General features: G+C 72.4%; 20 protein-coding genes and 1 pseudogene. 15 read left to right on the plus strand and 6 right to left on the minus strand.

Annotation, left to right across the window (positions count from 1 at the left end; all coding sequences use genetic code 11):
- The first annotated feature begins 5 nt into the window (after window positions 1-5).
- A complete protein-coding gene (locus ACN6LD_RS14130; protein ID WP_319193753.1) occupies window positions 6-989 on the plus strand; it encodes an ABC transporter ATP-binding protein in 984 nt (327 codons plus the stop codon).
- Window positions 982-2,022: an ABC transporter ATP-binding protein gene (locus ACN6LD_RS14135; protein WP_445043331.1), complete on the plus strand. Its 1,041-nt coding sequence runs from the start codon at window positions 982-984 to the stop codon at window positions 2,020-2,022. Before ACN6LD_RS14130 ends, ACN6LD_RS14135 begins: the two co-directional genes overlap by 8 nt.
- Window positions 2,023-2,221: 199 nt before the next feature.
- Here ACN6LD_RS14135 and ACN6LD_RS14140 read toward each other — a convergent pair whose 3' ends face one another.
- A complete protein-coding gene (locus tag ACN6LD_RS14140) occupies window positions 2,222-4,339 on the minus strand; it encodes a prolyl oligopeptidase family serine peptidase (RefSeq protein ID WP_445043332.1) in 2,118 nt (705 codons plus the stop codon).
- A gap of 180 nt (window positions 4,340-4,519) precedes the next feature.
- Here ACN6LD_RS14140 and ACN6LD_RS14145 point away from each other — a divergent pair, with 180 nt between their 5' ends.
- On the plus strand, window positions 4,520-4,714 hold the full coding sequence (locus ACN6LD_RS14145; RefSeq protein ID WP_062641281.1) for a hypothetical protein: 195 nt from the start codon (window positions 4,520-4,522) through the stop codon (window positions 4,712-4,714).
- Between the two features lie 5 nt (window positions 4,715-4,719).
- Here ACN6LD_RS14145 and ACN6LD_RS14150 read toward each other — a convergent pair whose 3' ends face one another.
- Together ACN6LD_RS14150 and ACN6LD_RS14155 are read right to left on the minus strand one after the other, a co-directional pair.
- Window positions 4,720-4,929: a DUF397 domain-containing protein gene (locus tag ACN6LD_RS14150; protein ID WP_445043333.1), complete on the minus strand. Its 210-nt coding sequence runs from the start codon at window positions 4,927-4,929 to the stop codon at window positions 4,720-4,722.
- Window positions 4,926-5,804, minus strand: coding sequence for a helix-turn-helix domain-containing protein (locus ACN6LD_RS14155; RefSeq protein ID WP_445043334.1), 879 nt, complete (start codon window positions 5,802-5,804; stop codon window positions 4,926-4,928). Before ACN6LD_RS14155 ends, ACN6LD_RS14150 begins: the two co-directional genes overlap by 4 nt.
- A 120-nt stretch (window positions 5,805-5,924) precedes the next feature.
- On the opposite strand from ACN6LD_RS14155, the gene ACN6LD_RS14160 reads away from it, so the two are divergent.
- The 10 genes and pseudogenes from ACN6LD_RS14160 to ACN6LD_RS14205 all read left to right on the plus strand — a co-directional run bounded on the left by ACN6LD_RS14160 (window position 5,925) and on the right by ACN6LD_RS14205 (window position 16,072).
- A complete protein-coding gene (locus tag ACN6LD_RS14160; protein ID WP_445043335.1) occupies window positions 5,925-6,386 on the plus strand; it encodes an ATP-binding protein in 462 nt (153 codons plus the stop codon).
- A gap of 319 nt (window positions 6,387-6,705) precedes the next feature.
- The gene (locus ACN6LD_RS14165; RefSeq protein WP_445043336.1) at window positions 6,706-7,575 is read left to right on the plus strand and encodes a helix-turn-helix domain-containing protein; all 870 of its coding nucleotides are present in this window, start codon (window positions 6,706-6,708) and stop codon (window positions 7,573-7,575) included.
- Window positions 7,576-7,599: 24 nt separating this feature from the next.
- Window positions 7,600-8,480 (plus strand): annotated as a pseudogene (locus ACN6LD_RS14170) (hypothetical protein).
- Window positions 8,481-8,609: 129 nt separating this feature from the next.
- Window positions 8,610-9,494, plus strand: coding sequence for an N-acetyl-1-D-myo-inositol-2-amino-2-deoxy-alpha-D-glucopyranoside deacetylase (gene mshB / locus ACN6LD_RS14175; RefSeq protein WP_319193766.1), 885 nt, complete (start codon window positions 8,610-8,612; stop codon window positions 9,492-9,494).
- Complete coding sequence (locus ACN6LD_RS14180) at window positions 9,494-9,904, plus strand: DUF6113 family protein (protein ID WP_319193767.1); 411 nt, start codon at window positions 9,494-9,496, stop codon at window positions 9,902-9,904. Before mshB ends, ACN6LD_RS14180 begins: the two co-directional genes overlap by 1 nt.
- A gap of 153 nt (window positions 9,905-10,057) precedes the next feature.
- Window positions 10,058-12,490 (plus strand): hypothetical protein, encoded by a 2,433-nt coding sequence (locus ACN6LD_RS14185; RefSeq protein ID WP_445043337.1) that lies wholly within the window; start codon window positions 10,058-10,060, stop codon window positions 12,488-12,490.
- Window positions 12,491-12,580: 90 nt separating this feature from the next.
- A complete protein-coding gene (locus tag ACN6LD_RS14190) occupies window positions 12,581-13,519 on the plus strand; it encodes an ABC transporter ATP-binding protein (RefSeq protein WP_319193771.1) in 939 nt (312 codons plus the stop codon).
- Window positions 13,516-14,256: an ABC transporter permease gene (locus tag ACN6LD_RS14195; RefSeq protein ID WP_107442064.1), complete on the plus strand. Its 741-nt coding sequence runs from the start codon at window positions 13,516-13,518 to the stop codon at window positions 14,254-14,256. The genes ACN6LD_RS14190 and ACN6LD_RS14195 overlap by 4 nt, the downstream gene beginning before the upstream one ends.
- Window positions 14,257-14,261: 5 nt before the next feature.
- Window positions 14,262-15,461: a sensor histidine kinase gene (locus tag ACN6LD_RS14200; RefSeq protein WP_445043347.1), complete on the plus strand. Its 1,200-nt coding sequence runs from the start codon at window positions 14,262-14,264 to the stop codon at window positions 15,459-15,461.
- Window positions 15,458-16,072, plus strand: a complete 615-nt coding sequence (locus ACN6LD_RS14205) for a response regulator (RefSeq protein ID WP_445043338.1) — start codon at window positions 15,458-15,460, stop codon at window positions 16,070-16,072. Before ACN6LD_RS14200 ends, ACN6LD_RS14205 begins: the two co-directional genes overlap by 4 nt.
- Window positions 16,073-16,578: 506 nt before the next feature.
- Here ACN6LD_RS14205 and ACN6LD_RS14210 read toward each other — a convergent pair.
- Window positions 16,579-17,421, minus strand: coding sequence for a transglutaminase-like domain-containing protein (locus ACN6LD_RS14210; protein WP_319188775.1), 843 nt, complete (start codon window positions 17,419-17,421; stop codon window positions 16,579-16,581).
- A complete protein-coding gene (locus ACN6LD_RS14215; protein WP_319188773.1) occupies window positions 17,418-18,485 on the minus strand; it encodes a GNAT family N-acetyltransferase in 1,068 nt (355 codons plus the stop codon). The genes ACN6LD_RS14210 and ACN6LD_RS14215 overlap by 4 nt, the downstream gene beginning before the upstream one ends.
- A gap of 141 nt (window positions 18,486-18,626) precedes the next feature.
- Between ACN6LD_RS14215 and fdxA the strand changes: the two genes are divergently transcribed.
- Together fdxA and ACN6LD_RS14225 are read left to right on the plus strand one after the other, a co-directional pair.
- Window positions 18,627-18,947: a ferredoxin gene (gene fdxA / locus ACN6LD_RS14220; protein WP_007495984.1), complete on the plus strand. Its 321-nt coding sequence runs from the start codon at window positions 18,627-18,629 to the stop codon at window positions 18,945-18,947.
- A 109-nt stretch (window positions 18,948-19,056) separates the two neighbouring features.
- Window positions 19,057-20,151, plus strand: a complete 1,095-nt coding sequence (locus tag ACN6LD_RS14225; protein ID WP_319188772.1) for a bifunctional succinyldiaminopimelate transaminase/glutamate-prephenate aminotransferase — start codon at window positions 19,057-19,059, stop codon at window positions 20,149-20,151.
- A 152-nt stretch (window positions 20,152-20,303) separates the two neighbouring features.
- Here ACN6LD_RS14225 and ACN6LD_RS14230 read toward each other — a convergent pair whose 3' ends face one another.
- Window positions 20,304-20,708, minus strand: coding sequence for an ATP-binding protein (locus tag ACN6LD_RS14230; RefSeq protein ID WP_319188770.1), 405 nt, complete (start codon window positions 20,706-20,708; stop codon window positions 20,304-20,306).
- Between the last annotated feature and the right edge of the window lie 31 nt (window positions 20,709-20,739).

Genomic DNA, 20,739 nt, shown 5'->3' on the forward strand with positions numbered 1-20,739 from the left:
GGCGGATGCTGCTCGAAGTGCGTGACCTGCACGTGGAGTTCCGCACCCGGGACGGGATCGCCCGGGCCGTCAACGGCGTCAGCTACGGCGTGGACGCGGGGGAGACGCTGGCGGTGCTCGGCGAGTCCGGGTCCGGCAAGTCCGTCACCGCCCAGGCGATCATGGGCATCCTCGACGTGCCGCCCGGCCGGATCACCTCCGGCGAGATCCTCTTCCAGGGCAGGGACCTGCTGAAGCTCAAGGAGGACGAGCGCCGCAAGGTGCGGGGGGCCGAGATGGCCATGATCTTCCAGGACGCCCTGTCGTCCCTGAACCCCGTGCTCTCGGTCGGCGACCAGCTCGGCGAGATGTTCGTCGTGCACCGCGGGATGTCGAGGAAGGACGCGCGCGCCAGGGCCGTCGAACTGATGGACCGCGTCCGCATCCCGGCCGCCCGGGAACGGGTCAAGGACTACCCGCACCAGTTCTCCGGCGGCATGCGCCAGCGCATCATGATCGCGATGGCGATGGCCCTGGAACCGGCGCTCATCATCGCCGACGAGCCCACCACCGCCCTCGACGTCACGGTGCAGGCACAGGTCATGGACCTGCTCGCGGAGTTGCAGCGCGAGTACCACATGGGCCTCATCCTCATCACCCACGACCTCGGCGTGGTCGCGGACGTCGCCGACCGCATCGCCGTCATGTACGCGGGCCGGATCGTGGAGTCGGCCCCCGTGCACGACATCTACAAGGCGCCGGCCCACCCCTACACCCGCGGCCTGCTCGACTCCATCCCGCGGCTCGACCAGAAGGGCCAGGAGCTCTACGCCATCAAGGGCCTGCCGCCCAACCTCATGCACATCCCGCCCGGCTGCGCCTTCAACCCGCGCTGCCCGATGGCCCGGGAGGTGTGCCGTACGGACGTCCCGCCGCTGTACGACGTCGAGGACTCCGACGCGGACCGCACCAGCGCCTGCCACTTCTGGAGGGAGTGCCTGCATGGCTGAGCCGATTCTGGAGGTCAGCGGGCTCGTCAAGCACTACCCGCTGACCCGGGGCATCCTCTTCAAGAAGCAGGTCGGCGCGGTGAAGGCCGTCGACGGGGTCGACCTGACCCTGCACCGCGGCGAGACCCTCGGCATCGTCGGGGAGTCGGGCTGCGGCAAGTCGACCGTCGCCAAGATGCTGGTCAACCTGGAGAAGCCGACGGCCGGCGAGATCCGCTACAAGGGCGAGGACATCACCAAGCTGTCCGGGCGCGCCCTCAAGGCGGTCCGGCGCAACATCCAGATGGTGTTCCAGGACCCGTACACCTCCCTCAACCCCCGGATGACGGTGGGCGACATCATCGGGGAGCCGTACGAGATCCACCCCGAGGTGGCCCCGAAGGGCGACCGGCGGCGCAAGGTCCAGGACCTGCTGGACGTCGTCGGCCTCAACCCGGAGTACATCAACCGGTACCCGCACCAGTTCTCCGGCGGCCAGCGCCAGCGCATCGGCATCGCGCGGGGGCTGGCCCTGCGCCCCGAGGTGATCGTCGCCGACGAGCCGGTGTCCGCGCTGGACGTGTCGGTCCAGGCGCAGGTGATCAACCTGCTGGACCGGCTGCAGAGCGAGTTCGACCTGTCCTATCTGTTCATCGCGCACGACCTGTCGATCGTCCGGCACATCTCGGACCGGGTCGGGGTCATGTACCTCGGGCGGATCGTGGAGATCGGCCGCGACGCCGAGATCTACGACCACCCCACGCACCCGTACACCCAGGCCCTGCTGTCCGCGGTGCCCTTGCCGGACCCGGAGGCGCGTGAGCACCGGGAGCGGATCATCCTGGTGGGCGACGTGCCGTCCCCGACGAACGTCCCCTCCGGCTGCCGCTTCCGCACCCGCTGCTGGAAGGCGCAGGAGCGCTGCGCGCTGGAGGTGCCGGCGCTGGCCGTCCCGGCGGAGTTCCGCCACGCCACGGGGCCCGAGGCGCACGACTCGGCGTGCCACTTCGCCGAGCTGAAGCAGGTGGTCCCGCCGGAGGAACCACAGACCTGACGGAGACCGGGCCGCGACCGGACGGGTCGACGCAACCGCACATTTGCGCAGCAACCGCGTTAACACGCAGGCAACTTGGCCGACCCGATTCCGATATACGGACGCGTCAGGCTGAACAGCGTACGGCCGTGCGGGTGCCGTAAACGGGCCGGGGCGCATGTCGCCCCGGCCCGTTGCCCGTGGTGACGAGCGCCGCTGCTCAGCGCAGTCCGAGAGCGCGCTTGAGGAAGTCCACCTGGAGGAGGAGCAGGTTCTCCGCGACCTGTTCCTGCGGGGTCATGTGGGTGACGCCCGACAGGGGGAGCACCTCGTGCGGGCGGCCGGCCGCCAGCAGGGCCGAGGACAGCCGCAGGGCGTGCGCGACGACCACGTTGTCGTCGGCCAGGCCGTGGACGATCATCAGCGGCCGGTGCGGTTCGGCGGTCTCGGCGAGCCCCTCGTCGGCGACCAGCGAACTCTTCGCGTACGCCGCCGGCGACGTCGCCGGATCTCCGAGGTATCGCTCGGTGTAGTGGGTGTCGTAGAGCCGCCAGTCGGCCACCGGGGCGCCGGCGATGCCCGCGTGGAAGACGTCGGGTCGGCGCAGCACGGCGAGGGCGGCGAGCCAGCCGCCGAAGGACCAGCCGCGGATCGCCACCCGGGAGAGGTCGAGGGGGTGGCTCTTCGCCAGATCCTCCAGCGCCTCGATCTGGTCGTCGAGGGCGACCGTGAAGTCGTGGTGGATCGCCTTCTCCCAGCCGGGCGAGCGGCCGGGCGTGCCCCGGCCGTCGGCGACGATCACCGCGAAGCCCTGGTCGGCGAACCACTGGGAGGTGAGGTGCGCGTTGTGCGCGGCGACCACCCGCTGGCCGTGCGGACCGCCGTAGGGGTCCATGAGCACGGGCAGAGGGGCGTCACCGCGGTGGTCCGCAGGCATCAGCACGGCGCACGGAATGCGTCGTGCGCCCCCCTCGACGAGCTTCACGCGGGGGGACAGTCCGGGATCCGCCGCACAGGACCCGACGGACGCGGCGGGCTTCCCGTCCCGCAGCACCCGCGCCACGGTGCCCGGCCGGTCCAGGACCGCCGACGTCAGCACGGTCACGTTCCCGGCGCGGACCGCCCCGTGTACGCCGGGCTCCTGGGAGAGGCGCTCCACGCCGAGCTCGTTCACCCGGTAGACGTGCACCTCGCCGACCTCGGGCGCCGCCGCGCCCGCCCCGGCGGAGGCGGCCACCAGCACGTCGTCGGCCGTGACGTCCAGGACCGCCCGTACGTGCAACTGATCGCCGGTCAGCGGGCGTTCGCCGACCGTGAGGACCCGCGCGCCGCCCTCGTCGGCGATCCGGACCAGCTGTCCCGAAGGGCTCCAGCAGGGCACCCCAGGGAAAAGTTCCAGCCAAATCCGATCTTCGTCGGCATGCACCATCCGGGTCGCTCCGGAGTCGGTGTCCACCGCCAGGAACAGCTGACTTCGCTGGTCGCGCGCCTGTACGAGCAGCAGCGGCGCCCCCGCCCCTGACCAGTGCACTCGCGCCAGATACGGATAGCGCGCACGATCCCAGACGACCTCCGTGCGCACCCCGTCGAGACCGAACACGAACAGCCGTACGTCAGCGTTGGGCGTCCCGGCCGCCGGATATCGCACGTGTCGTGGGTCACGTTTCGGCTGGGCCGGATCGGAGATCCACCACTGCTCCACCGGCGTGTCGTCCACCCGGGCGACCAGCAGCCGATCCGATTCCGGAGACCACCAGAACCCGCGCGAGCGGGCCATCTCCTCGGCCGCGATGAACTCGGCCAATCCATAGGAAACCGGCTCCGATTCCGGCTCCGCCACCGCCCGGTCGCCCTCGCCCTCCGCGCCCACCACCCGCAGAGCGCCCCCGGCGACATAGGCGACGAGTCGCCCGTCGGGGGACGGGCGAGGGTCGATCACCGGCCCGGCGACCGGCAGCTCGGCGGCCGTCCCGGCCCTCAGCTCGGCCGTGAAAAGCCGCCCTGACAAGGTGAAAGACGCCAGCTCCACACCCGCGTCGGTGGCGTAGCCGACGATGCCCTCACCGGCCTCGCGGCTGCGTTCACGGCGTGCCCGCTCCTCGGTCGACAGGTCTTCCGAGGCGCCCCCGAGGAGGGCGCGCGGGTCGGCGGCCAGGCGTTCCGTGCCGTCCGCCGGATCGAGGACCCAGAGCGCGCCCGCGCGGTCCGTGCCGGAGCCGGAGCGCAGGAACACGACGCGGGAACCGTCGGGGGCCACGGTGAACGAGCGCGGCGCGCCGAGAGTGAACCGCTGGGTGCGGGCGTGCCTGCGGGGGAAGGAGTCGGACTCGGTCGTCATCCCCCGACCATATTGGCCATGCGACCCCCTTGTGCGGCTGTGCGCCGAGAGATGCGCGCCCACACGTAGTTATGATCACTAGCGCTGAGTGGGTATGAACCTGCTGGCAGTCGTATGGATTTACGTGTTCCCTCGCTCTGTTTTCCCCCACGTTTCCCGGGTCCTTGGAGGTGAGCCGCCGTGGCACTCTCGATTTCGGCGGTGGTGCTGCTGGCGATCGTCGTCTTCTTGTTGGTCAAGAAGTCGGGACTGAAGGGCGGTCACGCTGTCGTCTGCATCCTGCTCGGCTTCTATCTGGCGTCCTCGACGATCGCTCCCACCATCAGCGACCTGACGACGAGCGTGGCGAGCATGATCGGCAGCATCAAGTTCTGACGCCGTCAGTTCTCGGACGCGAACGGCACGAAGTCGGCCCAGGCTTCCGGCGAGAGCCGGAGGCGGGGGCCGGCGGTGTGCTTGGAGTCGCGGACGTGGACGGTGCCGGGGGCGGTGGCGATCTCTACGCAGGAGTCGCCGTCGGGGCCGTCGCTGTAGCTGCTCTTGAACCACGCCAACTCGGAGTTCTCCCCAGCGGAACCCTTGTGGATCATGTCTCTCCCAGCAGTTTCTCGATGAAGGTCAGCGACTCCCGCGGCGTGAGAGCCTGGGCCCGGATGGTGCCATACCGCAGCTCAAGGATTCGCAGCTGCTTCGGATCCGAGATCGGTCGGCCGTTGTACGCGCCGTCGGAACGGCCCACTGCCGTGCCGTCCGGAAACTTCAGCACCTCGATCTTTCCGCTGAGCCCAGGGTGAGCCTCGGAGCTCGTCGGCATCACCTGAAGTGTGACGTGGCGCAACTGTCCCACCTCCAGCAGATGTTCGAGCTGCTGACGCCACACCATTGTGCCTCCGACCGGCCGACGCAGTGTCGCCTCTTCCTGGACGAAGCTGAGAGCTGGGGCAGGCGACCGCTCGAAGATCGATTTCCGGGCCATGCGGGCAGCCACCCGCCGCTCCGCCTCCTCCGGTGAGTAGACAGGCTGCCAGACCTCGAACAGCGCCCGCGCGTGCTCCGGCGTCTGCAACAGCCCATGCAGGCTCAGCCCGACATACACCCCGAGCTCGACCGCCTGAGCCTCCAGCTTGGCGATCTCACGGACGTTCTTCGGGTACCGGACCTTCTTCACGTCCTCCTTCATCGCCGAGAGCAGTCCGCCCGCTCCCAGCACCCTGTCGGCCTTGTCCAGGTACTCGGGGCGGGGGATCCGCTTCCCGCTCTCGATCTTGTAGACGAGGTCCTCGCCGTACCCGACCGCCAACCCGAAGTCGGCCGCGCGCATCCCCACGGCCTCGCGCCGCAGCTTCAGCTGTCGCCCCACCGTCTCCACGACGGCGACACCCCAGTCGTCGTCCGGATCCACCTCCCAACCCGGCTCGTCCGCTTCCTCCTTGAGCTGGATCGGCTTGCCGTTCACCTGGGTCATGCGCACTCCTCCGTCACCCGAACCGACAGTTCCGACACGACCGGACAACGCCCGGACAGTCACCGTACGCAACGGCTCCGTCACTGTTCACGGTAAGCGGGAACGGCCACTCTGAGTGACGTGATCCAGGAATCCGTCTCCTCCGGGACCCGACCCGGCCAGCACTTCCGCAACTTCAGCGTGCGGCTGTCTCCCACCCCTCGTGGAGCGCGCCTCGCCCGCCTGCTCACCGTCGAGCAACTGCGCTTCTGGGGCGTGCCGGTGGACCCGGCCGGCCAGCTCGTCGCCGAACTCGCGGCGAACGCGGTGACCCACGGGCGCGTACCGGGCCGGGACTTCCGGCTCACGCTGTACGTCATCGCGAACACGCTGCGCATCGAGGTCACCGACACGGCGGGGGACCGCCCGCCCCGGGCGCCGCGTCCCGACGCCGACGCCGAGTCCGAGTCGGGACGCGGGCTGCTCCTGGTCGAGGCGCTCGCCGACCGGTGGGGCTGGGCTCCGGAGCTGCGCCCGCGCAAGACGGTCTGGGCCGAACTCGTACTCCCGCCGGATGCCGTTCAGGGTCGCCGCGACTCCTGACCGCCGCAAGGCCCGGACGGAACGACGCGCGTCCGTCACCGGAACCCGGAGTCTCGGGCTTCGGTGCAAGTGGCGCTCATTCCCAAGGACCAGGACGACGGAGAAAGGACCCGACCAAGCCCCACCCCTCCCGCCCGTCGAGCAAACTCACTCCCGCGAGTGAATATGCCCAACTCGACTGGATTCGTGACGGGTTGCCTGCCTTACGCTCAGCGCAGCGCAGGACCAGCGCAGCACCACCACCCAGACATGCGACGGCCCCCGCCGGGACGGCAATCCCAGTGCGAGGGCCTGACCACCGAGGAAGGCCAACTTCCCGATGGACACCGAAAACCCTAGCGCGCCCCCATGCGCTGAGTCCCGTAACGCGGGCAAAAACCACCCCCGCGCGGGCGGACTCACCCACGACAACGCCCGTCACACCGCCCGCTTCACGGTGATCGGCAACCACCTCGCCCAGCACCGGGAGCTGTCGCTTCTGGCGATCGGGCTGGGCGTGCACATCCAGTCGCTTCCCAAGGGCGCCCGCGTCGACATCAAGTCCCTCAGCGCCCGCTTCCCCGAGGGCGCGACCCGCATCGCCGCCGCCCTGCGCGAACTGGAGTCCCACGGCTATCTGCGCCGCGAGCGCTCCCGGATCCCGGGCGGCCGGATCGTCACCCGAACGGTCTCCTGCAACCAGCCCGGCCGCCACGACCGCCGACCGGCGGCCGCCGAACACGCCCAGGGCACCGCGACCCCGGCCAAGCCGAAGGCCCGCGCACCCCGCAAGCCGCTCCCCGCCGTCCCACGCCCCGGCCACCCCGCGCCCGCTCTGCTCCAGACGGCAACGGACCTCCTCGCCGGCCTGCGCCGTCACGATCCCGGCCTTCTCCTCTCCGCCTGCGACACCGCCCACCTCGCCCCCGGCGTCGCCGCCTGGCTGGAGCGGGACGTCAGCCCCGCCGCGGTACGCCAGGCCCTCACCGCCGACCTGCCGCCCGAAGGCGTCCGCCGCCCCGCAGCCCTTCTCGCACACCGGCTCACGGCCCTGCTGCCGCCACCGCCGCCGTTCCGACGACCCGCGGCCCCGCCGTCGCCCGCCCCGCACCAGATGCGGAACTGCGACGGCTGCGACCGCGGCATCCGCTCACCCGAGCCGGGCGCCCGCTGCCGCGACTGCAGAGAGCAGTCGCCGACAACTCTCTGAAAACCCCACAAGTAAAGAAAACGCATGGTCAGCGCATCCCATGAGGCGATGCATCGAATTTTTCAGGAGTATCGGGCCTTTTCGACGGGGTCTCCAAGGTGCTTGGCCTCCCGTTCATCCCACCCGAGCGTGTGACGGTTCTGCCGACCGATCTCACCGAGACCCAGCCCGTCGAACGCCGTGTCGACACACTGCTGCGTTTCGACGGCGACGAGTCGTTCTTGCTGGTTGTTGAAGCACAGAGCGCGAAGGACCCGGACAAGCCCGCCAGCTGGGCCTACTACCTGTCCTTCCTCTACACGAAGTACAAGGTCCCGCCTTTGCTGCTGGTCGTCTGCCAGGACCGGACCACGGCGGAGTGGGCCGCGCGGCCCATGATCCTCGGACCAGAGCAGTGGCCCTCCCTCACCCTGCGCCCGCTGGTGGTCGGTCCGCACAACATGCCCTTGATCACCGACCCGGACGACGCTCGGGCCGACTTGGCGCTGGCCGCGCTGTCCGCCATCACTCACGCGAAAGAAGAAGATGTCGGTGGGATACTGAAAACCCTGTCCACCGCATTGCACGACGCTCCCGAGGCGGTCGTCGTCACGATCATCGAATTCATTGCTCAAGGCCTCGGTGGCAATCGTCGGGCCGCGGAACTCTGGAGGAACCCGGTGGCTGTGGACCTTTCCCCGTACAAGTCGTACATCTTCGAAGAGTTCCGTGACGAGGGTCGGGCCCAGCGGGGTGCCGAGGACATCGTGCTCGTCCTCGAGGCGCGTGGCCTCGACGTCTCCGACGAGGTGCGCGAGCGCGTCGCCGGCTGCGACGACCCCGATCTCCTGCGGGAATGGCTGACCCGGGCCGTCACCGCGTCGTCCGCCGAAGAGATCTTCGCCGGCGACCGAGAAGACGCCTGAGCCCGGATCGAGCGCATCGCCCTCGGCAGCGCATCGCCCCTCGCCATCGTCCACGGACTCGACGGCGAGAGGCGACGAGCGGGCGGGTGGATGACCGGTTGAGGGGCGCCGCCTCGTAGGGTTGGCCCCATGACGGAACTGCCCTCACGGCGTCTGTTGCTGGTGCACGCGCACCCGGACGACGAGTCGATCAACAACGGCGCGACCATGGCCAGATACGCGGCCGAGGGCGCCCACGTGACCCTGGTCACCTGCACGCTCGGCGAACGCGGCGAGGTCATCCCGCCGGAGCTGCGGCATCTGACCGGCGCCGCGCTGGGCGAGCACCGCAGGGGGGAGCTCGAGGCGGCCATGGCCGAGCTCGGCGTGCACGACGTCCGTCTGCTGGGCGGCCCGGGCCGGCACGGCGACTCGGGGATGATGGGCCTCGCCGACAACGACGACCCGGCCTGTTTCTGGCAGGCCGACGTCGACGACGCGGCCGCGTCCCTCGTCGAGGTGATCCTCGAGGTGCGCCCCCAGGTCCTCGTCACCTACGACGAGGACGGCGGCTACGGCCACCCCGACCACATTCAGGCCCACCGGGTCGCCATGCGGGCCGCCGAGCTGGCCGAGGCCGCCGGATGGCGCATCCCGAAGGTGTACTGGAACCGCGTCCCGCGCTCCGTCGCCGAGGCCGCGTTCGCCAGGCTGCGGGAGGAGCTGCCGGCCCTCCCCTTCGCGAGCAGCGCCGCCGTGTCCGACGTGCCGGGCGTCGTGGACGACGACCGCGTCACCGCCGAGATCGACGGGCGCGCCGGGTACGCCGCCGCCAAGGCCGCCGCGATGCGGGCGCACGCCACCCAGGTCGCCGTCGCCCCCGGGGAGCGGTACTTCGCCCTCTCCAACGACCTCGCCCAGCCCCTCTTCACGACCGAGTACTACGAACTCGTCCGCGGCGAGGCGGCCGGGCGCCACGGGAACAGGGAGACCGACCTGTTCGCCGGAACGACCGACGCGGCGGAGGCGGCCTGATGTCCGACCGGGGTTCGATGCTCGCCCAGCCGCTGCGGATGCCGCCCGCCGGGCGGGCGACCGCCTACGCCGGGCTGCTGCTGCTCGGCGCGCTCACCGGTCTCGCCGGAGCGCTCGTCCAGGCCGGCTGGTTCCCGGGCGGACTGCTCCTCGCGCTCGTGGGCGCCGCCGGGCTGTTCGTCGGCGGCGCGCGGGCCCTCGGCAGCCGCGCAGGGGCGGTCGCGCCGGCCGCCGGCTGGATGATCTCCGTCATCGTCTCCACCGCCGGCCGCCCGGAGGGCGACTTCCTGTTCGGCGCGGGCGGCGGCTCGTATCTGTTCCTGCTCGGCGGCATGGCCCTTGCTGTGATCTGCGCCACCCTCGGCGGAGGGCGGCAACCGGTCGGAGACGACGCCCGACTTGGCAAGTGACGTACCACTTCACCCCGGCGTGACCGTGCGAGTCCCGTGTGGGTCTTCCGGCGGTCGTGGGATACGGGCCAGAAGTGGCCAGTATGGTGGTGCGCGCCGCCGAGCAGCCCGTGAGGTCGTGGCGAGCGGCGGAGCCAACCTGGAGAACCTGCCTTGAGTCGTGAAACTGACAGTCCGTCCTCCGGGCCCAACGGGCGCGGCGGAGCCGCATACCCCTCGGGTACGCCGCCGTACGGCACCCCCGTGGTGTCCGACGGCGGTGCGGACGCGGGCCGTTCGGCCGCGCAGCCGGAGGAACGCAAGACCGAGACCACGCTGACCACCCGGATCCGCATCAACATCCCGGGATCGCGGCCCATTCCGCCGGTCGTCGTGCGCACACCCGTGGCCGACGCCGAGAGCGCGGGCGACGACAGCGGGCCGGGCGGCAAGACCGACACCGGCGTCGACGCGCAGCAGGCGGCCCCCACGGGCGCCGTCGGCTCGGCCTCGTCCGACACCGGCTCGTTCGAGCTGCCCGGCGACCCCGCGTCCGGCGCCGAGGACAAGACGAGCGACTGGTTCGCGCCACGCAAGTCCGCGCCGGGCAAGCCCGGTCAGAGCGGCGGCGGCACCAACGGAGCCGGACTGCCGGGCGGTTCGGCCGCCGGGGCCGGCGCGTCCGCGAACGCCCCCGCCGCAGGCCCGAACCCCGCCGCAGGCCCGAACCCCGGCGCCGGCGCGCCCGGCGGCGCGAGGCCGGGCGCGGGGCGTCCCGGCGGGGTGGTCGGCTCCATGAGCGTGCCGGGCGGCGCCCGCTCCGGCGGCGCCAACGGCGCGGGGCTCACCGGTGCGACCGGCGGCCCCGTGGCGCCGGGACACGGCGGCGGCACGGGCTCCTTCGACGTGACCGAGGCGCTGGCCGGCGGTCCGCTCGGCAACGGCCCGCGCACGGGCCAGGGCCAGGGCCAGGGCCGGACTCCGGGCCAGGGTCAGGGGCAGGGACAGCAGCCGGGGCAGCCGCAGGGACAGGCACAGGGCGGCGGCGAGTCGCGCCGAGACGACCTGCCGTACTTCTCCGGCACCGGCCAGAACGGCCTCCCGGCCCCGAGCGGCGTCCCCGGCGGCCAGGGCGGCCTCCCGGCCGGCCCCGGCGGGCCCGGCGGCTCCTACGACTTCAACGGCCCCGAAGGACCGGGCGGTCCCGGCGGCCGGGGCGGCCCCCAGGGCGGCCCCGCGGGCCCGACCGGCGGTCCGGTCACCGGCGACGGCCCGATCGTGCCTCCGGTGCGCGGCGGCGTCCCCGGTGCGCCGTCCGGCCCCGGCGGACCGGGTGCCGCGGCCCTCGCCCCCGGCGTCGGAGCCGGCGCCGGATCCGGCCGGCTCCCCGGCGGCGGCCTGAGCGACGACACCGCGATCCTCACCCCGCAGAAGCCCGCCCCCGGACCGGGCGCGGGCGGCTACGGCGGCCGTCCGGCCGACAACGTCTCCGGGCACACCGTCACCAGCGGCATCCCCGTCGTGCCCGCCGGCGGCCAGGGCGGGAGCAAAGGCCCCTTCACGGGCGGCGCGCCCTCCGAGGGGCCGCTGCCGCACACCCCGCCCAAGGGGCCGGGGCAGGGCGCGCAGAGCACGTCCGGCGGCGACGCCAAGAAGAAAAAGAAGAAGGGCCGCAGCAAACTCCCGCTGCTGGGCGGCCTGGTGGTCGTCGCGGGCGTCGGCGTCTACGGCGCGGGCCTGCTGATGAACCACTCCGACGTGCCCAAGGGCACCACCGTGCTCGGCGTCGACATCGGCGGCGGCACCCGCGACGACGCCGTCAAGAAGCTCGACGACGCGTTCGCCAAGCGGGCCGCGCAGACGCTGAAGCTGTCCGTCGGCGGCGACACGGTCACCCTCAAGCCGGACCAGGCGGGCCTGCAGTTCGACATGCAGGCCACCGTCGACGCCGCCGCCGGGAGCGACTACAACCCGGTCTCCGTGATCGGCTCGCTGTTCGGGCAGCACCGTGAGGTCGAGCCCGCGATGCCGGTGGACGAGGAGAAGCTCCAGGCGGCCCTGAAGAACGCCGCGGGCGGCTCCGGCTCGGCCCAGGACGGCACCATCGAGTTCACGTCGGGCAAGGCCGTCCCCGTCTACGGCAAGGCGGGCAAGGGCATCGACGCGGCGAAGGCCGAGTCGGCCGTGGTGGACGCCTACCGCAGCCAGGTGGAGACCGGCACCGCCGCCGCGGTGACGGTGCCGACGACCACCAAGCAGCCGACCATCTCGAACGCCGAGGTCGACCGCATGATGAAGGAGTTCGCCGAACCGGCGATGTCGGGCAAGGTCACCGTGCAGACCGACGCGGCGCACGCCGTCCCGATGAGCCCGAAGAACTCGCTGTGGAAGTTCCTCGGCGTCAAGGCGATCGACGGCAAGCTGGTGGAGAGCTACGACAAGGCCGCGCTGAAGGAGCTCTACGGCGGCGCGTTCAACGGCGTGCTGATCACCCGCGGCACCGGCCAGAAGACGCCGGTCACCGTGGAGGACGTGATCAGCGCCCTGCGCCCGGCCCTGATCAGCAAAACCAACCGGGTCGGGATCATCGACACCGACCCCAGCTGACCCGAGCGGGGGGCCGCATGACATCTGTCATGCGCCACCCCGGACGTCCGACACTGCCGCCCCGGGGGCCGTCGCGGCGACGATGACGTCATGACGACGCAGACAGCACCGGTGGTCGGGTTCGACCAGGTGACCAAGAGCTTCGGCGACGTACGGGCCGTTGACGGCCTGACGCTCGACCTGCGGCCGGGGGAGACCGTGGCGCTCCTCGGCCCCAACGGCGCCGGCAAGTCCACCTCCCTCGACCTGCTGCTCGGCCTCAAGCACCCCGACAGCGGCGCCGTCCGGCTCTTCGGCGCCACCCCGCGCGAGGCGATCGTCGCCGGGCGGGTCGGCGCGATGCTGCAGAGCGGCGGCCTGATGGACGAGGTGACGGTCGCCGAACTGGTCGGCCTCGCCTGCCGGCTGCACCCGAAGCCGTACCGGCCCGCCGACGTGCTGGCCCGCGCCGGCATCGCCCAGATCGCCGACCGCAAGGTCGACAAGCTCTCCGGCGGCCAGGCCCAGCGCGTGCGGTTCGCCCTCGCCACCGCAGGCGACAGCGACCTCATCGTCCTGGACGAGCCCACCACCGGCATGGACGTCACCACCCGGCAGGCGTTCTGGGCCACCATGCGCGAACAGGCCGACCAGGGCCGCACGGTCCTGTTCGCCACCCACTACCTCGAAGAGGCCGACGCCATCGCCGACCGGGTGCTGGTCCTGCACCGGGGCCGGCTGCTCGCCGACGGCACGGCGGCCGAGATCAAGGCGAAGGCCGGCGCCCGCCGCATCGCCTTCGACCTGGAGGGCGAGACAGACGAGGCCGCGCTGCGCGCCCTGCCGTTCCTCACCTCGCTGACCGTGTCCCACAGCGGCTCCGCAGCCGGGTCGCGCCGGACCGTGCGCATCCAGTCCGCCGACGCCGACGCCACCGTCCACGCGGTCTACGGACTCGGCCTCTACCCGCACAATCTCGAAGTCGCAGGGCTCGGCCTGGAACAGGCCTTCGTCGCCCTCACCACCGCCGAGGAGGCGAAGACCCGGTGAACGGCCTGATCAAGCTGGAACTCACCCGCGCCCTGCGCAACCGCAAGTTCCTGTTCTTCTCGGTGATCTACCCGTCCGTGCTGTTCCTGCTGATCGCGGGCAGCTCCGACAGCAAGGAGAAGATCGACGGCACGGGCCTCACGCTCCCGACGTACATGATGGTCTCGATGGCCTCCTTCGGCGCCCTCACGGCCGTCCTGATGGGCAACAGCGAGCGCATCGCCAAGGAACGGCAGAGCGGCTGGGTACGGCAGCTGCGGCTGACCACCCTCCCGGGCCGCGGCTACGTCCTCGCCAAGACCGCGAGCGCCGCCGTGGTCAGCCTGCCTTCCATCGTCGTCGTCTTCGCCGTCGCGGCGGTCGTGAAGGACGTACGGCTGGACGCCTGGCAGTGGGCCGCGCTCACCGGCGCGATCTGGGCCGGCAGCCTCGTCTTCGCCGCCCTGGGCGTGGCGATCGGCTACCTCGCGACCGGGGACGCCGTCCGCCCCATCACGATGATCACCTACTTCGGCCTGTCGATCCTCGGCGGTCTGTGGATGCCCACGACCACCTTCCCGGGCTGGCTGCAGGACATCGCCAGGTGGGTGCCCACGCACGCGTACGCTGCCCTGGGGCAGGCGATCGAGCAGAGCCGGGCCCCGCATGCCGAGGACATCGTGATCCTGGCCGTCTTCTTCGCCCTGTTCACGGGCGGCGCGGCCTGGCTGTACCGGAAGGACACCCTGAAGGCGTGAGCGCCATGACGGACGACCCGCGCAGCCTGGAGGACCTGGAGGGCGCCCGGTTCCTGCCGGGCCGGCCCGCCCGCAACCGGCGGGAACTGTGGCGGCGCAAGCTGCTCTGGATCGGGGTCTGGCTGGTCTTCCTCAGCTCGCCCGTGCACGATCTCGTCTCGGGGAAGCACACCGCTTCCGGGACGGCGGCCGGCTGGTTCGGACTCGCGGTGTTCGTCGCGGTCTACCTCGCGCTGCTGTTCCGGAACATGGGGGACACGCCGTACCCCACGAAGGCGGTCGGCGCCCTCATCGGCTCCATGGCCGTGCTGGCCACCGTCCTCTCCCTGACCCTCGGCTCCGCCTGGCTCGGCCTGTACTGCTACGTCTCCGTCGCCTGCGGAAGCGTGCTTCCGATGCGGCTGGCGCTCTGGACGATTCCGGGCACGGGCGCGGTGCTCCTCGTCGTCGGACTGCGCAGCGACGAGGAGGAGGCCCTGAACCTGCTCCTGCTGGTCCTGCTCATCGGTTTCGCGATGACGGGCGTGAGCCAGCTGGTGCGCACCACGGTCGAGTTGCGCAAGGCGCGGGCCACGGTCGCCCAACTGGCGGCGAACGAGGAGCGGTTGCGTCTGGCCAGGGACCTGCACGATCTGCTCGGACACTCGCTGTCCCTCATCACGCTCAAGAGCGAGCTGGCCGGCCGGATGCTCCCCGACCACCCCGACAAGGCGGCCCGGCAGGTCGCCGACATCGAACAGGTCAGCCGACAGGCCCTGGTCGACGTCCGTGAGGCGGTCACCGGATACCGCCGCCCCCGGCTGGCCGCCGAACTCGCCGGCGCTCAGGTCGCGTTGACGGCGGCCGGCATCGCCGCCGGGCTGCCCGCCGAACCGGGCCTGGACGGCGTCCCCGAGGACAGCGAGTCCGCCCTCGCCTGGACCCTGCGCGAGGCGATCACCAACGTCGTTCGGCACAGCGGCGCCGCCCGCTGCACGGTGGACGTCGTGCGCCGCCAGACCCTCGACGGCCCCGTCCTCGAACTCTCCGTCGAGGACGACGGATCCGGCGGCTCGGGCAAGGGCCCCGGCAACGGCCTGACCGGCCTGACGGAGCGTCTGGAGAAGGCGGGCGGCGTGCTGGAGACGGAGCGCCTCAAGCGCGGCTTCCGCCTGGTCGCCCGGGTCCCGGCCGGCGACCTGCCGGACGTAGGATCCCGCTCATGAGTGGCACGATCAAGGTTCTGCTGGCCGAGGACCAGTCGATGGTCCGCGAGGCCCTGGCGGCCCTGCTCGGCCTCGAGGACGACATCGAGGTGGTCGCCCAGGTGGCGCGCGGCGACGAGGTCCTCGCCGCCGCCCGCGCCCACGACGCCGACGTCGCCCTCCTCGACATCGAGATGCCGGGTGCGACGGGCATCGAGGCGGCCGCGCAACTCCACAAGGAGATGCCGGGGTTGAAGCTGGTCGTGCTGACGACCTTCGGCCGCCCCGGCTATCTGCGCAGTGCCATGGAGGCCGGCGCCGACGCCTTCCTCGTCAAGGACGCGCCCGCGGCGCAACTCGCGGAGGCGGTGCGCCGGGTGCTGGCGGGCGAGCGGGTCATCGACCCCACGCTGGCGGCGGCGGCCCTGGCGGGCGGCGCCAACCCGCTCACCGACCGGGAACGGGAGGTCCTGCGGGCGGCGGCCGACGGCTCGACCAACGCCGAACTGGCGGCGGCCCTGCACCTGTCCCAGGGAACGGTCCGCAACTACCTGTCGACGGCGATACAGAAACTGGCGGTGCGCAACCGCGCGGAGGCGGTGCGGATCGCGCGGGAGAAGGGCTGGCTCTGACGAACGCGCCGCACGGCGACGACCGCGCCCGCCCGCCCCACCCCTGCCCCCGCCCTCGGCGGACTCCTCGTCCACGACCCGCGCACTCCCGCCCACGACCGCACGCGCCGGACGTGACCGAGCCCGGCGCTCGCCGGACCTGACCGCGGCCCCAGCGCGCTCGCCGGACGTGACTGTGGGCCCTGCGTGCTCGCCGGCCTGACTGCGGCCCCTGCGTGCTCGCCGGACGTGACTGTGGGCCCGGCGTGCTCGTCGGCCTGACTGCGGCCCCTGCGTGCTCGCCGGACGTGACTGTGGGCCCGGCGTGCTCGTCGGCCTGACTGCGGCTCCAGCGTGCTCGCCGGACGTGACTGTGGGCCGCGCACTCCCCGCACGCGACCGCAGCCTGCGCGCTCCTCGCACGTGACTGTGGGCCGTGCTCCGCGGACCTGACCGCGGCCCGTGCCCCTGGACGGGGCGGCAGCCGTGACCTGTGCCCGCCGGGGAGGCGACCGCGGCCCGCGCGTTCAGTTCAGCAGGGCCCGGGCGGCGAACGCCTCGCCGCGCACCCGCTCCGCCGTGCCCTCGTCCACGACCTCGACCAGCCCCGCGTACTCCTCCAGCTCGGCGGCCCCGCCGAGGAAATCCCCCCGACGCACCAGCAACTGCCCGCGCTCGTACCGCAGCCGGGCCGGATGCGAGGGCACTGCCAACGCCAACTCCACGGCCCACAGGGCGACATCCGACCGCTCGGGCCGGGCGGCGGCCCACGACCGGATGTTGTTCAGGATCCGCATCACGACGTCCAGCGGTTCCGCGGGCGTCAGCATCGACGGCTCCAGCGGCGCGCCCGTCGCACCGGTGACCAGCAGGCCGGCGTCCTCGCCGGTCAGCAGCCGTCCCCCGTCGAAGGGGTCGACGAGCACCTGCCGCCCGAGATCCTCGGGGGGTCCGAAGCCGGCCACGAAGTGCCCCGGCAGCGCCACCCCGTACACCGGCGCCCCGGCGCGCCGCGCGACCTCCACCCACACCACGGACAGCAGGATCGGCAGCCCCCGCCGCCGTACCAGCACCCGGTCCAGCAGCGACGAGTCCAGCCGGTCGTAGTCCGCCGCGGAACCGCGGAACCCGCACCGTTCGCCGAGCAGCTCCCGCAAGGCCTCCGCCCACGCCGCCGGCCCGCCGGGCCGGTACGGGACCTGCCCCGCGAGCCGGTCCAGCTCGATCTGCCCGGCGTCCAGACCGTCCTCGCCCGCGGCCGGGTCCGCCGCCGCTCCGACCAGCAGGCACAGCAGCGCCAGATCGGGCCGCTCGGAACGCGCCTCGGCCGAGAACCGCTCCCGCACCTGCGCCCACTCGAATCCGCTCACGACGCCTCCGACGACGGGCTGTGCGTGGACGCCCCGGCCGGCTCCCGGTAGTGGTGGTAGGCGTGGTGGGCCGCGAAGCCCATCCCGGCGTAGAGAGCGCGCGCTCCCGCGTTCTCCTCCTCCACCTGCAGCCAGGCCGCCGACGCTCCCTCGTCCAGCGCCGTGCGGGCCAGCGCGGCCATCACCGTCGTGGCGAGTCCCCGGCGGCGGTGCTCCGGAGCCACCTCGACGGCTGCGAAGCCGGCCCAGCGGCCGTCCACGACACACCGTCCGATCGCGGCCGGGGCGCCGCCCTCCGGCGCGGGCGCCGACGCGAACCACACCGACGGCCCTGTCCCGCTCGCGGCTTCGCCGGAGTGGGAGGACGTGCCCGCCAGCACCCGCAGGGCCACCTCGCTCACCCCCTTGCGCCCGTACCGCTCCAGCCACGCCTCGTCGGCCTCCCGGGCCAGGACCACACCCTCGGCCTCAGCCCGGTCGGCGACCGGCGCCAGTGCGCCGACCCACAGCTCCGCCGTCACCTCACGCTGCCACCCGCGCCGCTCCAGCTCCGCGCAGAGCAGCTCCTCGGTTCCCTCGGCGCCGGTCGCCGTCTGCACGTAGGCGGGCAGCCCGCGTGCGCCGTACCAGGCCCGTACGGCGTCCAGGGCCGCGTCGAGGGGCATGCCGGGGTCGCCGAGCGGCAGCACGGAGTTGGCCCGGCGGGTGAACCCGGCGGACGCCCGCAGCTCCCACGCGCCGAGCCGGGCGCTCTCCACCGGCCGCCAGGCCCGCGCGGCGACGCCGGCCAGCTCCCGGTAGCCGGCGGCGGGCCCGCGGCGGCGGGCCGGGGCGGCGGGCACGACCTTCCCCGCGACCAGCGAGGACGCGTCAATGCGGACGCTCTCCCCACTCTTCCGTGTGACCGTGAGCACACCGTCGTCCCATGATGTGAGAACCCCGACCGTGTCGGTGAATTTCCCGTCGACGGCTCCAGCGTCGGTCAAGCACCGCACGGAGACGCGTTTTCCCACGTCAGCAGCGGTGATGCGGACCTCGAGACGTCCGGCGGCCGAGATTTCCACAGGTCGGTTCACCCCTCCTGTTCGGATCATGCCCAAGAACGGAGATACTAGGTGGCGGGCATCGACGACGCCGCGCTCCCGCGCGCCAGGCGGCGGAGCCTGAGGAGGCCCGCCAGCGCCCAATCGAGGAGGAACGACAGCGTGACCTACGTCATCGCGCAGCCTTGTGTCGACGTGAAGGACAAGGCCTGCATCGAAGAGTGCCCGGTCGACTGCATCTACGAGGGCCAGCGGTCCTTGTACATCCACCCGGACGAATGCGTCGACTGCGGCGCCTGTGAGCCGGTCTGCCCGGTCGAGGCGATCTTCTACGAGGACGACACTCCGGAGGAGTGGAAGGACTACTACAAGGCGAACGTCGAGTTCTTCGACGAGCTCGGCTCGCCCGGCGGCGCCAGCAAGCTGGGGCTGATCGAGCGCGACCACCCCTTCGTCGCCGCGCTGCCGCCGCAGGCCGAGTAAACCGCGGCGGCCCGCCACCGTGCCGCCTCGGTCCCGTACGGCCTGATCAGGTCTGATCGCCGTACGGGGCCGAGGCGTTTGCCGTACGTACGAAAGTGAGCCAGTCACCGTGTCCTCCGCAGTCTCCGACCGACTTCCCACCTTCCCCTGGGACAAGCTGGAGCCGTACAAGAAGACGGCCGCAGCCCACCCGGACGGCATCGTCGACCTCTCGGTCGGCACCCCGGTCGACCCGGTCCCCGACCTGGTCCAGAAGGCCCTGATCGACGCTGCGGACTCCCCGGGCTACCCGACGGTGTGGGGCGCCCCGGCCCTGCGGGACGCGATCACGGGCTGGCTGGAGCGCCGCCTGGGCGCCCGCGAGGTCACCCACCGGCACGTCCTGCCGATCGTCGGCTCCAAGGAGCTCGTGGCCTGGCTCCCGACCCAGCTGGGCCTCGGCCCCGGCGACAAGGTGGCCTACCCGCGACTGGCCTACCCGACGTACGAGGTGGGCGCGCGCCTGGCCCGCGCCCGGTACGAGGTCTACGACGACCCGACGGAGCTCGACCCCACGGACCTCAGGCTGCTCTGGCTGAACTCCCCGTCCAACCCCACCGGCAGGGTGCTGTCGAAGGCGGAGCTCACCCGGGTGGTGGCCTGGGCGAGGCGGCACGGGGTGCTGGTCTTCTCCGACGAGTGCTACCTGGAACTGGGCTGGGAGGCCGACCCGGTCTCGGTCCTCCACCCGGACGTCAACGGCGGCTCGTACGAGGGCATCGTCTCGGTGCACTCGCTTTCCAAGCGGTCGAACCTGGCCGGGTACCGGGCGGCCTTCCTGGCGGGCGACCCGGCCGTCCTCGGCCCCCTCCTGGAAATCCGCAAGCACGGCGGCATGATGACCTCGGCGCCCACCCAGGCGGCGGTCGTGGCCGCCCTCGGTGACGACACCCACGTCCGTGAGCAGCGCGAACGCTACGCCGCCCGGCGCGCCCTGCTGCGTGAGGCGCTGCTGTCGCACGGCTTCCGCATCGAGCACAGCGAGGCCAGCCTCTACCTCTGGGCCACCCGCGACGAGTCCTGCTGGAGCACGGTCGCCCGTCTGGCGGACCGGGGCATCCTGGTGGCCCCCGGCGACTTCTACGGCGAGGCGGGCGAGAAGTTCGTCCGCGTGGCGCTGACGGCGACGGACGAACGAGTGCGCGCGGCGGTGGAGCGCCTGTAGCGGCGTCGTCGCGGCGCCGCGCGGCGGGCGCACAGAGCGACGGGGCCCGGGGAGCGGACTCCCAGGACCCCGTCGTCGGGCTCGAGCGGCCGGCTCGAGCGGCTGGACCGCGTGGCCGGCCCGAGCGGCCGGACCGTGGGCGGCGGCCGGTGTCAGCCGAGCGGCAGGCTCTTCACCGGCAGGGTCTGGGCGCCGGGCAGCCCGCCCTTGGTGAGGGAGTCCGTCGGCAGGCCGCCCTTGGTGGCGGTCGACGCGGTGTCCCCGAGGAGACCCCCGGCGGAACCCGCCGCCTCGCCCGCCGTCTTCTGCGCCACCGGCGCCGCCTTCTGCACGGTCTTGCCGCCGGCCTTGTCCGCGAGCCCGGTGACGTTGTGCGCCGCGCCGTCGACCGTGCTGCCGACGTTCGCCGTGTCCAGGGCGGTCAGTCCACCGAGGCTCGGAGCGGCGGGAAGGGCGGGGGCCGCACCGGCGGAGCCGGCCGCACCGACTCCGGCGGCCGCTCCCGCAGCGACGAGCAGCGCGGCACGGGCGATCCGGCGGGTCAGGGGGAGAGACATGATGCTCCTTCGACGGGAGAGAACAAGGACT

The organism is Streptomyces sp. SAS_272, assembly GCF_052543235.1.

Excerpts from the sequence above, each read along its gene's own strand:
- mshB (WP_319193766.1), top strand. The coding sequence starts at position 8,610 with ATGACGGAACTGCCCTCACGGCGTCTGTTGCTGGTGCACGCGCACCCG.
- ACN6LD_RS14200 (WP_445043347.1), top strand. The coding sequence starts at position 14,262 with ATGACGGACGACCCGCGCAGCCTGGAGGACCTGGAGGGCGCCCGGTTC.
- ACN6LD_RS14135 (WP_445043331.1), top strand. The coding sequence starts at position 982 with ATGGCTGAGCCGATTCTGGAGGTCAGCGGGCTCGTCAAGCACTACCCG.
- ACN6LD_RS14205 (WP_445043338.1), top strand. The coding sequence starts at position 15,458 with ATGAGTGGCACGATCAAGGTTCTGCTGGCCGAGGACCAGTCGATGGTC.
- ACN6LD_RS14155 (WP_445043334.1), bottom strand. The coding sequence starts at position 5,804 with ATGACCCAGGTGAACGGCAAGCCGATCCAGCTCAAGGAGGAAGCGGAC.
- ACN6LD_RS14180 (WP_319193767.1), top strand. The coding sequence starts at position 9,494 with ATGTCCGACCGGGGTTCGATGCTCGCCCAGCCGCTGCGGATGCCGCCC.
- ACN6LD_RS14140 (WP_445043332.1), bottom strand. The coding sequence starts at position 4,339 with ATGACGACCGAGTCCGACTCCTTCCCCCGCAGGCACGCCCGCACCCAG.
- ACN6LD_RS14150 (WP_445043333.1), bottom strand. The coding sequence starts at position 4,929 with ATGATCCACAAGGGTTCCGCTGGGGAGAACTCCGAGTTGGCGTGGTTC.
- ACN6LD_RS14130 (WP_319193753.1), top strand. The coding sequence starts at position 6 with ATGCTGCTCGAAGTGCGTGACCTGCACGTGGAGTTCCGCACCCGGGAC.
- ACN6LD_RS14230 (WP_319188770.1), bottom strand. The coding sequence starts at position 20,708 with ATGTCTCTCCCCCTGACCCGCCGGATCGCCCGTGCCGCGCTGCTCGTC.
- ACN6LD_RS14190 (WP_319193771.1), top strand. The coding sequence starts at position 12,581 with ATGACGACGCAGACAGCACCGGTGGTCGGGTTCGACCAGGTGACCAAG.
- ACN6LD_RS14165 (WP_445043336.1), top strand. The coding sequence starts at position 6,706 with ATGGACACCGAAAACCCTAGCGCGCCCCCATGCGCTGAGTCCCGTAAC.